The organism is Chelatococcus daeguensis (assembly GCF_001887265.1).
GTDB classification, from domain to species: Bacteria; Pseudomonadota; Alphaproteobacteria; order Rhizobiales; family Beijerinckiaceae; genus Chelatococcus_A; species Chelatococcus_A sambhunathii.
The window spans coordinates 3,320,143-3,334,891 of sequence record NZ_CP018095.1; the positions used below are offsets into that span (position 1 = coordinate 3,320,143).

Annotated in this window: 14 protein-coding genes; 5 read left to right on the forward strand and 9 right to left on the reverse strand. The window is 67.6% G+C overall.

Features of this window, described 5'->3' with window-relative positions; all coding sequences use genetic code 11:
* Positions 1–91: 91 nt before the first annotated feature.
* Positions 92–691, forward strand: coding sequence for a GNAT family N-acetyltransferase (locus BOQ54_RS15760; RefSeq protein ID WP_071924258.1), 600 nt, complete (start codon positions 92–94; stop codon positions 689–691).
* A gap of 13 nt (positions 692–704) precedes the next feature.
* Here BOQ54_RS15760 and BOQ54_RS15765 read toward each other — a convergent pair whose 3' ends face one another.
* Positions 705–1,073 (reverse strand): flagellar export protein FliJ, encoded by a 369-nt coding sequence (locus BOQ54_RS15765; RefSeq protein WP_055460246.1) that lies wholly within the window; start codon positions 1,071–1,073, stop codon positions 705–707.
* 621 nt (positions 1,074–1,694) lie between these two features.
* On the opposite strand from BOQ54_RS15765, the gene ctrA reads away from it, so the two are divergent.
* On the forward strand, positions 1,695–2,396 hold the full coding sequence (ctrA, locus tag BOQ54_RS15770) for a response regulator transcription factor CtrA (protein WP_019401585.1): 702 nt from the start codon (positions 1,695–1,697) through the stop codon (positions 2,394–2,396).
* 120 nt (positions 2,397–2,516) lie between these two features.
* On the opposite strand, the gene BOQ54_RS15775 is transcribed toward ctrA, so the two are convergent.
* From BOQ54_RS15775 to chpT, 6 genes are all read right to left on the reverse strand, one after another.
* A complete protein-coding gene (locus BOQ54_RS15775) occupies positions 2,517–3,350 on the reverse strand; it encodes a CheR family methyltransferase (protein WP_055460245.1) in 834 nt (277 codons plus the stop codon).
* Complete coding sequence (cheB, locus tag BOQ54_RS15780; protein ID WP_071924259.1) at positions 3,343–4,383, reverse strand: chemotaxis-specific protein-glutamate methyltransferase CheB; 1,041 nt, start codon at positions 4,381–4,383, stop codon at positions 3,343–3,345. Before cheB ends, BOQ54_RS15775 begins: the two co-directional genes overlap by 8 nt.
* Positions 4,384–4,464: 81 nt before the next feature.
* Entirely contained in the window at positions 4,465–4,830 is a 366-nt protein-coding gene (locus BOQ54_RS15785) for a response regulator (protein WP_055460243.1), read from the reverse strand.
* A 61-nt stretch (positions 4,831–4,891) separates the two neighbouring features.
* Positions 4,892–5,380 (reverse strand): chemotaxis protein CheW, encoded by a 489-nt coding sequence (locus BOQ54_RS15790; RefSeq protein WP_055460242.1) that lies wholly within the window; start codon positions 5,378–5,380, stop codon positions 4,892–4,894.
* Positions 5,377–7,926 (reverse strand): hybrid sensor histidine kinase/response regulator, encoded by a 2,550-nt coding sequence (locus BOQ54_RS15795; RefSeq protein ID WP_071924260.1) that lies wholly within the window; start codon positions 7,924–7,926, stop codon positions 5,377–5,379. Before BOQ54_RS15795 ends, BOQ54_RS15790 begins: the two co-directional genes overlap by 4 nt.
* A 135-nt stretch (positions 7,927–8,061) precedes the next feature.
* A complete protein-coding gene (chpT, locus tag BOQ54_RS15800; protein ID WP_063185443.1) occupies positions 8,062–8,712 on the reverse strand; it encodes a histidine phosphotransferase ChpT in 651 nt (216 codons plus the stop codon).
* Positions 8,713–8,904: 192 nt separating this feature from the next.
* On the opposite strand from chpT, the gene BOQ54_RS15805 reads away from it, so the two are divergent.
* The 3 genes from BOQ54_RS15805 (at position 8,905) to BOQ54_RS15815 (ending at position 11,832) form a co-directional block, all read left to right on the forward strand.
* Entirely contained in the window at positions 8,905–9,753 is an 849-nt protein-coding gene (locus BOQ54_RS15805; protein ID WP_071924261.1) for a 3'(2'),5'-bisphosphate nucleotidase CysQ family protein, read from the forward strand.
* A 195-nt stretch (positions 9,754–9,948) separates the two neighbouring features.
* Entirely contained in the window at positions 9,949–10,539 is a 591-nt protein-coding gene (locus BOQ54_RS15810) for a DUF1134 domain-containing protein (RefSeq protein ID WP_082464864.1), read from the forward strand.
* Positions 10,540–10,665: 126 nt separating this feature from the next.
* Positions 10,666–11,832, forward strand: coding sequence for a hypothetical protein (locus BOQ54_RS15815; protein WP_055460238.1), 1,167 nt, complete (start codon positions 10,666–10,668; stop codon positions 11,830–11,832).
* A gap of 25 nt (positions 11,833–11,857) precedes the next feature.
* Here the strand turns inward: BOQ54_RS15815 and cysN are convergent, their stop codons facing one another.
* Together cysN and cysD are read right to left on the reverse strand one after the other, a co-directional pair.
* A complete protein-coding gene (gene cysN, locus BOQ54_RS15820; RefSeq protein WP_071924262.1) occupies positions 11,858–13,777 on the reverse strand; it encodes a sulfate adenylyltransferase subunit CysN in 1,920 nt (639 codons plus the stop codon).
* Entirely contained in the window at positions 13,777–14,742 is a 966-nt protein-coding gene (gene cysD, locus BOQ54_RS15825; protein ID WP_245280582.1) for a sulfate adenylyltransferase subunit CysD, read from the reverse strand. Before cysD ends, cysN begins: the two co-directional genes overlap by 1 nt.
* Positions 14,743–14,749: the final 7 nt, after the last annotated feature.

Here is a 14,749-nt window from a genome sequence, read left to right on the forward strand (position 1 = left end):
CCTTGTCGTGCAAGGGCTGGGGCAGGCTCCCGCCACTGACTCCAGGGGCTGCGGCAAAAGGGCCCGATCAGGATCAGGAGAAGCGCCGGCCATGCTTTGCGACGGCTATACCGACATTCCCGCCGGCAAGCTCGCCACGGTCGTCACCTACCTCGAGATGACCGCGCCGCCGGCGGTCGGCAGGATGGGCAGCGTCGATTTGTCCCTGCTGAGGCTCGATGCACCGGATGTCGAGCATTATCTTGGTCTGTTCAGGACCGTCGGCGGACCGTGGCTGTGGGTCAGCCGCCTAGCAATGCCGATCCCGGAGGTGGCACGGATCCTCGCCGATCCGGACGTCGAGGCCTATGCCGTCGTGCTCGCCGGCGAGGACGCCGGCCTGCTGGAGCTCGACTTCCGTGGCGGCGACGAGGCCGAGATCGTCTATTTCGGGCTCGTGGAAGCAGCCGTGGGCCGCGGCGCCGGGCAAGCGCTGATGCAGCTTGCCCTCGCCCGGGCGTGGTCTCGGCCGATCCGACGGCTGATGGTGCACACCTGCCATCTCGACCACCCCGGCGCCCTGCCCTTTTATGTCCGGATGGGGTTTCGTCCCTACAAGCGGGCCGTCGAGGTCATGGAAGACCCGCGTCTCGCCGGCCTGCTGCCGCCAGAGGCTGCGCCACACGTTCCGCTGATCGCGCCGCCGCGCTGAACCGCCGGCGCGTTCAGGCGTGGGCGACGATCTCGCGGTTGGAATCGCGAACCGCCTCGCGATCGTCGAGCAGTTCGACCTTGCGCAGTTCCTCCAGAGCCTCGTCGAGTTCGGCCCGGGCGTCGTCGAGCTGACCACGCAGTTCCTCGGCCGAGCGCACCAGGTTGTCGCGCCGCTGCGCCGCCGCCTTCGCATAGGTCGGATAGGCGAAATGAGCCGGATCGGTGATGCCGGCCCGCGCTTCCTCGGCTGCAATCTCGCGTGCCAGTTCGTCGGCCATGCGCGTGAACTCGGCCGACATGGTCTCGATCTGGTGGACCCTGCGGCGCTTCTCCTCCACATGGAAGCGCTTCAGGCGAATAAGCGTGTTCCGCGACTTCATCGCTTGTACTACTCCTCGACAAGCCGCCAAAGACGGGGGCACAGCCGCCGCAAAAAGGCCGCTGACCTGTCGAACCATCGCCGACGGAGGTTAGTTCTTCCTTACTCTCCGGCATTCGCCGCCGTGGCGACGGCGATGACATCGCCGTTGCGACATTCCTGCAACAGCGCAACCCGGAGAACCCCTGCGGGAGCGTCCGCAAGTGCGCGAGTTATCCAACGGGGGGCGAGGATGGACCCCCTCCTGTGGCGAGGATGGGCCCGTCAACCTTTCATTTACCGAGGTCGTTAAGACTGCGGCTACGTCGGCTCTGCCGGCAGCGCGGCCTGCCGTGTCGGAGCAAGCGAGTCACATGAATCACTTGCGCCGATTTCCTCATGCGTTGCGTTAACTGTGTAGAGACTGGAAACCGACTGCGATTCAATCTTTTACGTCGACTTTCACATGTTTCGACGAGAGGTTCTTGCAAGAGGGAATCAGTTTTTGTTAACCATTTGGGCGTAGCGTCGCGAGTCGGAACGAGTGGGAAGATCGGACGCCAGCACCGCGGCGTAACGCGGGCAGCGTCGGAAAGCCGGGACACCGCCAGCGCGGGCCTCGGGGCGAGGTTGGGGACCTGACATGCGCGTATTGCTCATCGAAGACGACAGCGCCACCGCGCAAAGCATCGAGCTCATGCTCAAGTCCGAGAATTTCAACGTCTACACGACCGATCTCGGCGAGGAGGGCGTGGATCTCGGCAAGCTCTACGACTACGACATCATTCTCCTCGACCTCAACCTGCCGGACATGTCCGGCTACGAAGTGCTGCGGAGCCTGCGTGTCGCCAAGGTCAAGACGCCGATCCTGATCCTGTCCGGCCTTGCGGGTATCGAGGACAAGGTCAAGGGTCTCGGCTTCGGCGCCGACGACTACCTGACCAAGCCCTTCCACAAGGATGAACTCGTCGCGCGCATCCACGCCATCGTGCGCCGCTCCAAGGGCCACGCCCAGTCGGTCATCACGACCGGCGACCTCGTGGTGAACCTGGACACCAAGACGGTGGAGGTGGCAGGCAACCGCGTGCATCTCACCGGCAAGGAGTACCAGATGCTGGAGCTCCTCTCCCTGCGCAAGGGCACCACGCTGACCAAGGAGATGTTCCTCAACCATCTCTACGGCGGCATGGACGAGCCGGAGCTCAAGATCATCGACGTCTTCATCTGCAAGCTGCGCAAGAAGCTCGCCAATGCCTCGAGCGGCAAGAACTACATCGAGACCGTCTGGGGCCGCGGCTATGTGCTGCGCGAGCCCGGCGAGATCGAGGAGCGCATCTCCGCCTGAGGCCGCCTCCCAACCGGCAAGAGGCGCCACGACAGAAAGCCCCGCATCGCGGGGCTTTTTTCTTGTCCACCTCTCACCATGGAGGCCGGCAGCGACGATGGCCCCTGCCGGCTGCCCCGTTCACGCGGCCCGGGTCGCGCCGCGCCGCCGCGGCACGTAGACGCCGCGCAGGGTGGGATGCATCTCCACCTCCTCGCCGAGGCCGATCACCGTCTCGGCCGCGCCGAGGAACAGGCAGCCGTCCGGCGCAATCTGCCGCCCGATCCGCGCCAGGATGTCCGCCTTCATCGCCATGTCGAAATACAGCAAGACGTTGCGGCAGAACACGACGTCGAACGTGCCCAGTGGCGCGAAGTCACGCATCAGGTTGAACGGCCGGAAGGTGATGCGCCCACGCAACTCTGGCGCGATCTGCCATTGATCGCCCGCTTGCGTGAAATAGCGCAGCAGGAGCTGGACGGGCAGGCCGCGCTGCACCTCGAACTGGCTGTAGAGCCCGGCGCGGGCTCGCTCAAGCGCTTGGGTGGAAAGGTCCGTCGCCAGGATCTCGATGCGCCAGCCGGCGAGCCGTTCGCCCATCTGATCGAGCATCATGGCGAGCGAATAGGGCTCCTGTCCGGTGGAGGCCGCGGCGCACCAGATGCGCAGCATCCGTGTGCTGGCCCGCGCCTCCAGAAGCCGGGGCAGGACGTCGTTGCGCAACGTGTCGAAGGGCGTCTTGTCGCGGAAGAAGAAGGTCTCGTTGGTCGTCATCGCCTCGACGACGGCCCGCTCGAGGTCCGCATCGCCGCCGGCCCGCAGCGCCCTCACCAGCGCCTCCAGCGTCTCGAAGCCCCGCGTGCGACCGAGCGGCTGCAGGCGGCTTTCGAGGAGATAGCGTTTTTCGGGCGTCAGCGCGAGGCCCGAGCGGGCGCGGATGAATGTGCACAGGTAATCGAAATCGGCGTCAGTCATCGGCGCCCCCCTCCATGAAACCGCAAATCGCCGGCGCGATGCGGTCGAGCGGCAGAATGGCGTGCGCCAGCCCTTCGCGCGCGATCGCACCCGGCATACCCCAGACAATGCTGGTAACCTCGTCCTGCACCACGATGGGCGCGCCGGCGGCCGCGAGGCTGCGCGCCCCGACAAGCCCGTCCCGGCCCATGCCCGTGAGCACGATGGCGAGCGCCGCGCCACCGTAGACGGCGGCCGCCGCCTCGAACAGGACATTGACGGACGGCCGGCAGACGTTGGTCGGCGGGCCATCATGGACGTGAAGGAGAACGTCGGCTCCCCGCCGGACGAGCCCCGTGTGCAGCCCGCCGGGCGCGACATGGATCACGCCTGGCCGCACAGCCTCGCCGTCGCGCGCTTCGCGCACCTCGCAGCCTGCGATGGCGGCGAGGTGCTCTGCAAAAACAGCCGTGAAAATCGGCGGCATGTGCTGCACCACGACAACCGGCAGGCGCGCGAGGACAGATGCCGGCAACTGGCCGATCAGGCGCATCATCGCCCGCGGGCCGCCGGTCGAGGCGCCCACAACAAGACAAGCCGGCCTCGTGGCAACGGAACGGGACGCGGCAAGGCGCGGAGGCCCGGCAGCGGCATCCGGATTCGCCCCACGCCCTGCGATCGCCCGGATCTTCTCGACGAGTTCGTTGCGAAAGGCAACAAGCGCCTCCGCATCCCCACGCGAAGAGGGCTTCTGCACGTAATCCGCCGCGCCGCGCGCCAAGCAGTGCAGCGAGATCTCCGCATTGCGTCGCGTGAGCGTCGAGACAACGAGAACGGCGACGCCGGGCCTCGCCGCGAGCAGCTCAGGCAGGGCGGTCAAACCGTCCATGTCCGGCATGTCGAGGTCGAGCACGATGACGTCAGGGTCGGCGCGCGCGACAAGGGCCAGCGCGACGCGGCCGGTCTCGGCCTCGGCCACCACGTCGATGCCCGGCTCCTCGCTCAGCCAGCGCAGCGCAAGGGCGCGCGCAACGGCCGAATCGTCGACGACCATGACCCGTATCACGATACCGCCCCCGCCGATGCCTCTGGCGCGGATCGGCCACAGCCGGCCCTGCCGCCCTTGCGCAGCGCCTTAGACCAGCCCGACTTCCTGAAACTTCGCTTCCACGATGTCCTTGTCGAAGGGCTTCATGATGTATTCGTCGGCACCGGCTTGCAGGGCCTTGGCGATATGGGCGACGTCGTTCTCTGTAGTGCAAAAGATGACCTTCGGACGATCACCACCGGGCAACTGGCGCAACGCCTTGAGGAACTCGTAGCCGTCCATCACGGGCATGTTCCAGTCGAGCAGCACGGCCTCGGGCATGGCCTGCTGGCATCGGGCGAGGGCCTGGGCCCCATCTTCGGCCTCACTCACCTCGAAGGCGAGCGCCTCGAGGATGCGGCGCGCCACCTTGCGAATGACCGCCGAGTCGTCGACGACAAGACAATGCTTCATGCTGCGAGACTCCCAGTCAACGCTCGATCATATTCGGCCAGGGCGGCATAGGGGACAAAGATCAACTGGCCCCTCCCTCCCCATCGAAGGCAAGCACCGCATCCACATCGAGCACGACGAGTAGGCGGTCGTCCAGCCTGTGGATGTGCGACGCCAGGGATGCCCAGCGGCCGCCGAGATGGGGCGGTCTGGGCTCGCGCGTCTCGGCCGGCACGCGCAACACCTCACCCACCCCGTCGACGATCAGGCCAAAGCTCTCATCGCCCTGTTCCAGGCCGACGGCCATCACGGTCCCCCCCGCCCCCTCCTCACGTGCCGGCAGACCCAAGCGGCGGCGCATGCACACGGCTGTGACGACGCGGCCCCTGAGGTTCACGAGCCCCCGGATCTCGGGCGGCGCGAGCGGGACGGGCGTCAGCCCACCGACGACGAACACATCGCGCACCCGGTCGATCGGAATGCCGAATAGCTGCTCGCCAACCGTCACCGTGACATACTGGATGCCATCGTCGACGGCGCTGGCGCTGATGGCGGGATCGATCGCGCTCATGCCGCCGCTCCATAACCATCGACGGTCGCCGCCAGCGCCGCAAGCAGGCCGCCGCGGTCGAACTTCGCCACGAATTCCACCCCGCTGTAGCGCCTCGCCCGCTCGACGATGGCCGGGCTGATATAGGACGACAGAGCGATCACCGGCAGATGCCGCGTGCGCTGGTCGATCCGCATGCTCTCGATGAGATCGAAGCCCGTTTTTCCGGGCATTTCTATGTCGCTCACCACCACATCGATGACACGTTGCGAGGCAAGCACCTCGAGCGCCTCGTCGACGCTGCTGGCAAGCACCAGGCGATAGCCGGCCGCCTTGAGAACCGGGGCCAGCATGCCGCGGAAGAAGTCGGAATCGTCGACGAGCAGAACGGTGCGCACCGGGGCATTGGGCAGCGCCGCCCGGCGCAGCCAGTCTTCGTGCGCGAGCGGCAGGAAATGTGCGATATTGAGGAGTTCCGTCGCCTGCCCACGCACCACGGCCGAACCGACGAGGTCCGGACGCTGCGGTACCGGATCGATGGCAAGCCGCTCGTCCACGATGTCGACGATCTCGTCGACGATCAGCCCCATGGCCCGCTCGGCATCGGAGAAGACGAGGATCGGCTGCATCCCCTCCTTGCGGATCACCAGCCGCTCGCTGGCTGTAACGAGTGGCATTAGGCGGCCACGGTACTGAACGAAGGGGCGGTCGCCGATCCACTCGATCCTCGTCGCATCGATCTCTTCGAGCCGCGTGACGAGGGAGAGTTGCACCGCTTTCTGCCCGGGCCCGCCGGCGCGGAAGACGAGCAGCGCCGTGGCCTCGACCTCCTCCTCCCGCGTCTCCTCCATGTCCGCCAGGGCATCGGCAAAGGCCGCCGCATCGCCCCCCTGCGCGCCGAGCATGCGCGACACGCCGTTGGGATCGATGATGAGGACCACGGCCCCGTCACCCAGGATGGTGTTGCCGGAGAACACCTGCAGATGCCGTAGCTTGCGCGACATCGGCTTGACCACGATCTCCTCGGTATGGAAGACGCCTTCGACGAGCAGCCCGAAGCGCTGCCGCCCGACCTGGATGACGACGATGAAGCCATCGTCATCCTCTTTCGTACCGGCGCGGCCGAGGAGGCGCGCAAGGGACATCACCGGCAATAGCCGCTCGCGCAACCTGAGCACGGGCGCGCCGTTGACCGTCTCGACTCGTTGCTCGGCACCGGGCCGCACGCGCACCAGCTCGAGCACAGCCATCTGGGGAATGGCAAAGCGCTGGTCGCCGACGCTGACGATGAGCGCCGCGATGATGGCCAGTGTGAGCGGGATCTTCACAGTGAAGATCGTGCCGCGTCCGGGCTCGGAATGAATGTCGATGACGCCGCCGATGAGTTCGATGTTGGTCTTGACGACATCCATGCCGACGCCACGCCCCGACACCGCAGTCACCGCTTCGGCCGTCGAGAAGCCGGGATGGAAGATGAACTTGGCGGCCTGCGCCTCGCTCATGCGCTCCACCTCGGCAGCCGGCGCGAGCCCACGGGCGATCGCCTTGGCCTTGATGGCTGGAAGGTCGAGGCCGCGTCCGTCGTCGGCGATCTCGATCGTGATGGTTCCGCCTTCGTGATAGGCGTCGAGGCGAATGGTGCCGCGCTCCGGCTTGCCCAGCGCCCGCCGCTCGGCAGGACTCTCGAGCCCGTGGTCCGCAGCGTTGCGCACCATGTGCGTCAGCGGATCCTTGATGATGTCGAGCACCTGACGGTCGAGCTCGGTGTCGGCGCCGCGCATGACGAGATCGATCGGCTTGCCGAGCTCGGCCGAGAGGTCGCGCACGAGCCGCGGCATCTTCTGCCAGGCCGTACCGATGGGCTGCATGCGGGTCTTCATGACGCTTTCCTGCAGCTCCGCCGTTACGTGCGACAGGCGCTGCAGCGGCACATTGAAGGTGTTGTCCTCATGCCGGCGGGCGATATCGAGCAGTTGATTGCGCGTCAGGACGAGTTCCGAGACCATGGTCATCAAATGCTCGAGCGTGTTCACCGCCACGCGGATGGTCTGCTGCCGGCCGCCCGCGGCATCCGCGCTTTCGGCGGCGACCGCGCCCTGCTGCGACGGCGCGGAGCTCCCCTCACCGGGGGGCTGCACATCCGGCTCGTCGAAGGCGACGAGGATGGCAGGATCGATGCCGCGCCGCCCGGGACCGCCGCTGGAGCGCTCGAGGGGAAGGATGAGGTCGTCGTCGCGACCCGGCGGCTCGACCGAGGTGCGCTCGAGCTCGGTGATGATGTGCTTGATCCGGTCGATCGTCGCCAGGATCAGCGTGACATCGCGGCTCGTGACCGCCTGCTCGCCGTCGCGGAAGCGCCCCATCAGCGTTTCTGCGGCGTGGGCGAGCGCCTCGAGCCGCGGCAGGCCCAGGAAGCCGCAGGTGCCTTTGATGGTGTGAACGAGGCGGAAGATGTTGCGGAGGATGGCGCTGTCGTTTGGGTTGCGCTCGAAGCGCACGAGTTCCATGTCGACGGTGTCGAGATACTCGCTCGTCTCCGTCAGGAACTCGCGCAGCAGTTCATCCATGACGCACACCCGAAAAGCGCGCGCGCGGCCAATGGCGGCCGCCCACGCCTCTGCGATCCGAGGGGCAGTGTCAGGGCTAAGAGTTTAAGTTAGGTTGAAATCCCGCGCCATCCTGCACGGATGACGCGCAGGTGCTCAGTCACCAGCCGGGCCGGCCTTGATCAGCACGGTGTCGTCCACAAGCGAGAAGCGCGCGTCCATGCCCGCCGCCCGCGCCACGAGCCCGGTGTAGAACGGCTGGATCGCATGCGCATCGACGCTGCCGCCTTCCGCCTTGCCCGCGAGCAACTGCTCCGCATGGGTCGGAATGCGCGCACTCACGCCCTTGGCGGCGATGGTGAAGCGCGCATCGTCGCCGTCCACCTCGGCGTCGACCGTGATAGAGCCGCCGCGCGGGATCGCGTTGGTGGCGAGGAGAATGAGGTTGAGCAGCAGCTTGACCTTGTTCTTCGGCAGGAGCAGGCGCGGCACGTTCCAGATGAGCGCGACCTTGTCGTCCTGGATGAAGCCCTTGGCGACGTTCTCCGCGTCGCCGAGATCGATCGAGGCTCCGGCGGAGCCGGCCGCGCCGAAGGCAAGGCGCGCGAACTGCAACCGGGCCGAGGCTTGCCGGGCGCTCTTCTTGATGAGGTCGAGCGCGAATTCCTGCATCGCCGCATCGTTCTCGTCCTCGAGCACTTCAAGCCCGTTGACGATGGCGCCCACCGGGCTGATGACGTCGTGGCACACGCGGCTGCACAGGAGAGCGGCGAGATCGAGCGCATCGAGCGTAACGGCGGCGGTCATGGCGGCTCCGCGAAAGGGGCTAACGCGAGGTGGATGCACCCCGGAACGGGGCGCGAACGATTTTCGGTGATACACTGCTTCGCGCGGGGCCGGAAGCCCCGACAAGACCTAGAAGAGCGCCCCGTGCGCAGCTTGCAATTCGTTGCCATTTTGCGCACAACCGCCCCTGTTCGCCATGACCCAGCGCCTCTGATGCCGTCCTTCCCTGCCGACGCCGACGCCCTCGCCTTGACCCTCGCCGCCATTGCCCACGGTGCCGGCGCGCGGATCCTCGAAAGCCGTGCCCAGGGTTTCGCCACCCGCACCAAGGACGACGGCAGCCCCTGCTCGGACGCCGACATCGCAGCGGAGACCTTCATCTCGGGCGCGCTTGCCCGCGCCTTCCCGCACGTGAGCGTGATCTCGGAGGAGAGCGCCGATGCTGCGGCGCCTCTGGGCGAGGGGCAGGCCTTCTTCCTCGTCGATCCGCTCGACGGCACGCGCGATTTCGTGGCCGGCGGATCGGAATTCACGGTTAACATCGCTGCCGTCGTCGCGGGCCGCCCGATCGCCGGCGTCATCCATACGCCCGCGGACGGCCGTTTCTGGATTGGCGGCGCAGCAGCCTACGCGACAACCGCGCCTGCCGGCGGCCCACCGCCAGCGCGACATAATCTGCGCCCTATCCGCACCCGGCCAGCCTCGCGCGAGGGGTTGACGGCGCTGGCCAGCGCCCGCCACGGCGATCCGGAAACGGACCGTTTCCTCGCCGCCCTTGCCCCGCGCGAGCGGCGCAGCGCTTCCTCGGCCCTCAAGTTCTGTCTCATCGCCGCGGGCGAGGCGGACGTCTACCCCCGCTTCGGACGTACCATGCAGTGGGACGTCGCCGCGGGCGATGCGCTCGTCAGCGCGGCAGGTGGCCTCGTGACGACGCCGGACGGCGTGCGCCTTACCTACGGCAACACGACGGGCGGCTTCGCCAACGGCCCTTTCATCGCCTGGGGCGACCCGGCACTTGCCCGCGACGCCGCACCGATCGCCGCAGCAGGCCGCAGGCCCTGAGCGCGCTGCCTTCGCACCGACATTTTTGGCGCAGAGCGTATCGTTCGCGATTCGCTGCCACAATACCTCGCAGAAGGGCTGCCGGAGCGATCCTTGCGGGAAACGAACGGCCTTTCGCCTCCGTTTAGCAATCTCGTTAACGATTTGTGCGCCATGATGGGAAGCGGGCGGGCTTAAGTGAATGGAGTATTGCTGATGCGAGCCAGCTGGAAAGCGGCCTGGCGTGCCGCCATGACGATCGTCGCGGCACTCCTTCTCGTGGCGCCCGGTGTCGCACTCGCCCAGGGCGCGCCGGCACGGCAGGACACGTTCTCGCCCCAGGAACTCGTCCAATCGGGCCACAAGGCCTTCGGCAACGTCTCGCGCGGGCTCGCGCTGACGATCGAGGAAGCCGTACGCCGCTGGGGCGAGCCCAATGGCTACATCGTCGGCCAGGAGGCGTCGGGCGCCTTCGTCGGCGGCCTGCGCTACGGCGAGGGCGTGCTCTACACCCGCAATGCCGGCGATCAGCGCGTGTTCTGGCAGGGCCCCTCGGTGGGCTTCGACTTCGGCGGAGACGGCGCGCGCACCATGATGCTCGTCTACAATCTGCCGACGGTGAACGCGCTGTTCCAGCGCTTTGCCGGCGTCAACGGCTCGGCCTATCTGGTCGCCGGCTTCGGCATGACGGCATTGAATGCCAACGGCATCACCATTGTCCCGATCCGCACCGGCGTCGGCGCCCGCCTCGGCCTCAACCTCGGCTACCTGAAGTTCACGCCCGAAGCGACGTGGAATCCCTTCTGAGCGTCCAGCCGCAGCGGTTCGCTCGACGGAGGCCTGACTGGAAAGAGCGGCAGAGGCGTGCCATTTTCAGGAAAAGCCGGCCTCGGGGCGGGCCGGTCGCAACGGGCGTGAAGGGGAAGCGGGGCCGTGATCGAAGCGCTGATGATCTTCGCGCTCGGGTTCCTCGCGGCCACGCTCCTGGCGGTCGTCGTGCTTCCCGCCGTAAACCGCCGGGCCGAGCGCCTGATCCGCCGGCGACTCGAAGCACAGTTTCCCCTGTCGATCGCGGAGCTGACGGCCGAGAAGGACCACCTGCGGGCCGAGTTCGCCGTGGCGCTGCGCCGTCTCGAGCAACAGCTCGAACGGGCGCGGAACCGGCATGCGTCGGCGCTCGCGGACATCGGCCGGCGAACGGCGGAACTGAAGCAGCTCGAGGATGAAGGCGCGACCCTCGCCGCCACCATCGCCGATCTCGAAAGCCGCCTCGCGGAAACCCTCGCCACGCTGGAGGCGACGCGCGAGGAAGCGGCGCGGCTCGAGGCGGCTCTCAAGGAGACGACCGACAGGCTCGGCGCCCGCGACGAGGCCTACCGCGCGCTCGATGCGGCCCACAAGGATGCGCTGATCGACATCGATACGAAACGCATCGCCGTGGCGGGCCTCGAAACACAGCTCGCCAACCATAGCGATCGTATCGCCGATCTCGAGCAAACACTCGCCGCCACGCGGGCCGATCTCGCCGCCGCGCAGGCCGGCCTTGCCGAGCGCGACCAACTGCTCGAGAGCGCACGCACGCATGAGGAGGTGCTGTCGGCCCGCATCCGCTCGCTCGACGAGATGCGCCGCGAGCAGGCGACACGCATCGAGGTGCTGGAGGCGAGCGAGGTCGATTATGCCGCGCGCCTGACCGAGGCATCGGCCGCCGCCTCGCGGCGCGAGAACGTCGTCGCCGAGCGCGATGCGGATCTGGCCCATGCGCACGATCTCATCGCTAAGCTCCGGGCCGAGGCGGCAGCGGCTGACGAGAGGGGGCGGTCGACTGTCCGCGCCTTGGAAGAGGAGGTCGAACTGATGCGCGCCGAGAAACTGTCGCTCGAAGGGGCGTTGCAGCAGGCCCGCGCCGACCGGGCCCGCCTGCAGCGGGAACTCAACCGCCTGCAACGCGACATTCGCAAGCTGCCGGCTGAAGTGGACGATGATGCCTCGCTGCTGCAGCGCATCGACCAGCTGGCCGACGCGATCATGGCAGCTCCGCAGCCCGAGCCCGACCGGCCGGATGAGGAGAAGAAGCCGGTCGCGCGCCAGACGGCGTGAGGCCGTTTCCGCGGGCCGGCGACGCTCACAGCGCCGCCGAATCCTCCGCCGTCAGGCTCGCGCCCGAGATACGCGGCTCGATGAAGGCGACGACCCGCTCGGCGAGTGCCTCGGCATCGGCCGCGGCCGCGTCGAGCACGAGGTCCGGCGATAGCGGTGGCTCGTAGCCCTGGCCGACGCCAGTGAACGTCGCGATCTTTCCGTCCTGCGCCTTCGCATACAGCCCCTTGGGATCGCGCGCGGCGCAGACCTCCGCCGGCGTGTCGACGAAGACCTCGACGAACTCGCCCGGCGCGAAGCGCTCGCGCAGCCGCTCCCGATCCGCCCGCACGGGCGAGACGAAGGCGCAGAGAACGACGAGGCCCGCATCCAGCATCAGCCGCGCCACCTCGCCGGCCCGTCGCACGTTCTCGGCGCGGCTCGCAAGGTCGAAACCAAGATCGGCGTTGAGCCCCTGGCGCAGGTCGTCACCGTCGAGCACCGTCGTATGGCGACCGAGGGCGTGCAGCTTGCGCTCCACCAGATTGGCGATGGTCGACTTGCCGGAGCCCGGCAGGCCGGTGAACCAGACGGCGAGCGAGCGCTGGTGCTTGAGCCCCGCGCGCGCCGCCCGATCCACATCGAAGCCATGGCGGTGCACGTTCGTCGCCCCGAGGGCCTCGACCGCCATGCCCGCCGCGACCGTCGCATTGGTGAAGCGGTCGATGAGGATGAAGGCGCCCGTGGCGCGGTTCTCGTCATAGGGGTCGAAAACCACCGGAGCCACGGTGTCGATCTCGACGACACCGATGCCGTTGAGGGCGAGACTGCCCGCCTCGCGCGCGTCGAAGGTCTCGACATCGATGGCGCTGCGGATCGTCCGGACGGTGGCCGGCACGGTGCGCGTCCCGAGCCTCATGAGATAGGACCGGCCCGGCGCGAGCGTGTCCTCGCTCATCCACACGAGCCGGGCGGCGAGGCGGGAGGCGACCGCCGGCCGCGCCTTCGGGTCGGCCAGCACCTCGCCGCGCGGGGCGTCGATCTCATCGGCGAGCACCAGCGTCACGGCATCGCCGGCACGGGCCGTCTCCCGGTCGCCGTCGAACGTGACAATGCGCGTCACGCGGCTCGTTTTGCCGGAGGAGGAGGCCACCACCTCGTCGCCGACGCGCACGACGCCGCCGGCGAGCGTGCCCGAGAAGCCGCGGAAGTCGAGATTGGGTCGGTTGACCCACTGCACGGGAAAGCGCAGCGGCCCGTCCGTGCGCGCCGCCTCGACCTCCACCTCCTCGAGGTGGCCGACAAGCGTCGGCCCGTTGTACCAGGGGGTGTTGGCGCTCGGCGCGGCGAAATTGTCGCCGAAGCGTGCCGAGACCGGGATCGGCACGATGGACGCAAAGCCGAGCTTGCCGGCGAAGGCCGCGTAGTCGGCGACGATGGCGTCGAAGCGCTTCTCGTCGAAACCGACAAGGTCGATCTTGTTGACGGCGAGGATGACGTGCCGGATGCCGGTGAGCGCCGCGATGACGCTGTGGCGCTTCGTCTGCGTCAGGACGCCCTTGCGCGCATCGATGAGGATGATGGCAAGCTCGGCGTTCGAGGCGCCGGTTGCCATGTTGCGGGTGTACTGTTCGTGGCCGGGCGTATCGGCGACAATGAAGGAGCGGCGCGGCGTCGAGAAATAACGATAGGCGACATCGATGGTGATGCCCTGCTCGCGCTCGGCCTCGAGTCCATCGACGAGCAGGGCGAAGTCGATGTCGCCGCCCGTCGTGCCGTGGCGGCGCGAGTCCTTCTCGAGCGCCGCGAACTGGTCCTCGAAGATGGCGCCCGTTTCGTGGAGCAGACGGCCGATCAGCGTCGACTTGCCGTCGTCCACCGAACCGCAGGTAAGGAAACGCAGGAGGCCGCGCGCGGGCGCAGCCGGCAAGGGGGCGGGGCGGGCGAGCGTTGCGACGGCGTTCATCAGAAATACCCCTCGCGCTTCTTGCGCTCCATGGAGGCCTTGTCGTCCCGGTCGATGACCCGGCCCTGCCGTTCCGAGGCGCGCGACGCCATCAGCTCGTCGACGATGGCCTCCAGCGTCTCGGCATCGGATTCGACGGCACCGGTGAGCGGATAGCAGCCGAGCGTGCGGAACCGGACCTTCCGCATTTGGGGCTTTTCGCCAGGGTTGAGCGGCATGCGCTCGTCGTCGACCATGATGAGTGCGCCGTCGCGCTCGACCACCGGCCGCTCCTTGGCGAAATAGAGCGGCACGACGGGGATTTTCTCGGCGAGGATGTAGTGCCACACGTCCCGCTCGGTCCAGTTGGACAGGGGAAAGACGCGCATCGACTCGCCCGGGTTGATGCGGGTGTTGAAGAGGTTCCACAGCTCCGGCCGCTGGCTGCGCGGCTCCCAGCCGTGCTGCGCGTTGCGGTGGGAGAAGATGCGCTCCTTGGCGCGGCTCTTCTCCTCGTCGCGGCGCGCCCCGCCGAAGGCGGCGTCGAAGCCATACTTATCGAGCGCCTGCTTCAGGCTTTCCGTCTTCATGACCTGGGTGTGCAGGGACGAGCCGGAGCGGAACGGGTCGATACCACGCGCCTTGCCCTCCGGATTGATGTGGACGATAAGCTCCCAGCCGAGCTCACGCGCCGTCTGGTCGCGGAAGGCGATCATCTCGCGGAACTTCCACGTCGTGTCCACATGCAGGAGCGGAAATGGCGGCTTGCCCGGGAAGAAGGCTTTGCGGGCGATGTGCAGCATCACCGACGAGTCCTTGCCGATGGAATAGAGCATCACCGGATTGCGGAACTCGGCCGCCACCTCCCGCATGATATGGATCGCCTCCGCCTCGAGGCGGGCAAGATGCGGCGTGAGGCCGGCGTGGGCCGCCTCGGCCCGGGCCGGTTCGAGGATGGAGAGAGCGGCGGCGTCGGAGCGATACATGGTCGTT

Coding starts and splice junctions, on each gene's coding strand:
- BOQ54_RS15760 (WP_071924258.1), top strand. CDS start 92: ATGCTTTGCGACGGCTATACCGACATTCCCGCCGGCAAGCTCGCCACG.
- BOQ54_RS15765 (WP_055460246.1), bottom strand. CDS start 1,073: ATGAAGTCGCGGAACACGCTTATTCGCCTGAAGCGCTTCCATGTGGAG.
- ctrA (WP_019401585.1), top strand. CDS start 1,695: ATGCGCGTATTGCTCATCGAAGACGACAGCGCCACCGCGCAAAGCATC.
- BOQ54_RS15775 (WP_055460245.1), bottom strand. CDS start 3,350: ATGACTGACGCCGATTTCGATTACCTGTGCACATTCATCCGCGCCCGC.
- cheB (WP_071924259.1), bottom strand. CDS start 4,383: ATGGTCGTCGACGATTCGGCCGTTGCGCGCGCCCTTGCGCTGCGCTGG.
- BOQ54_RS15785 (WP_055460243.1), bottom strand. CDS start 4,830: ATGAAGCATTGTCTTGTCGTCGACGACTCGGCGGTCATTCGCAAGGTG.
- BOQ54_RS15790 (WP_055460242.1), bottom strand. CDS start 5,380: ATGAGCGCGATCGATCCCGCCATCAGCGCCAGCGCCGTCGACGATGGC.
- BOQ54_RS15795 (WP_071924260.1), bottom strand. CDS start 7,926: ATGGATGAACTGCTGCGCGAGTTCCTGACGGAGACGAGCGAGTATCTC.
- chpT (WP_063185443.1), bottom strand. CDS start 8,712: ATGACCGCCGCCGTTACGCTCGATGCGCTCGATCTCGCCGCTCTCCTG.
- BOQ54_RS15805 (WP_071924261.1), top strand. CDS start 8,905: ATGCCGTCCTTCCCTGCCGACGCCGACGCCCTCGCCTTGACCCTCGCC.
- BOQ54_RS15810 (WP_082464864.1), top strand. CDS start 9,949: ATGCGAGCCAGCTGGAAAGCGGCCTGGCGTGCCGCCATGACGATCGTC.
- cysN (WP_071924262.1), bottom strand. CDS start 13,777: ATGAACGCCGTCGCAACGCTCGCCCGCCCCGCCCCCTTGCCGGCTGCG.
- cysD (WP_245280582.1), bottom strand. CDS start 14,742: ATGTATCGCTCCGACGCCGCCGCTCTCTCCATCCTCGAACCGGCCCGG.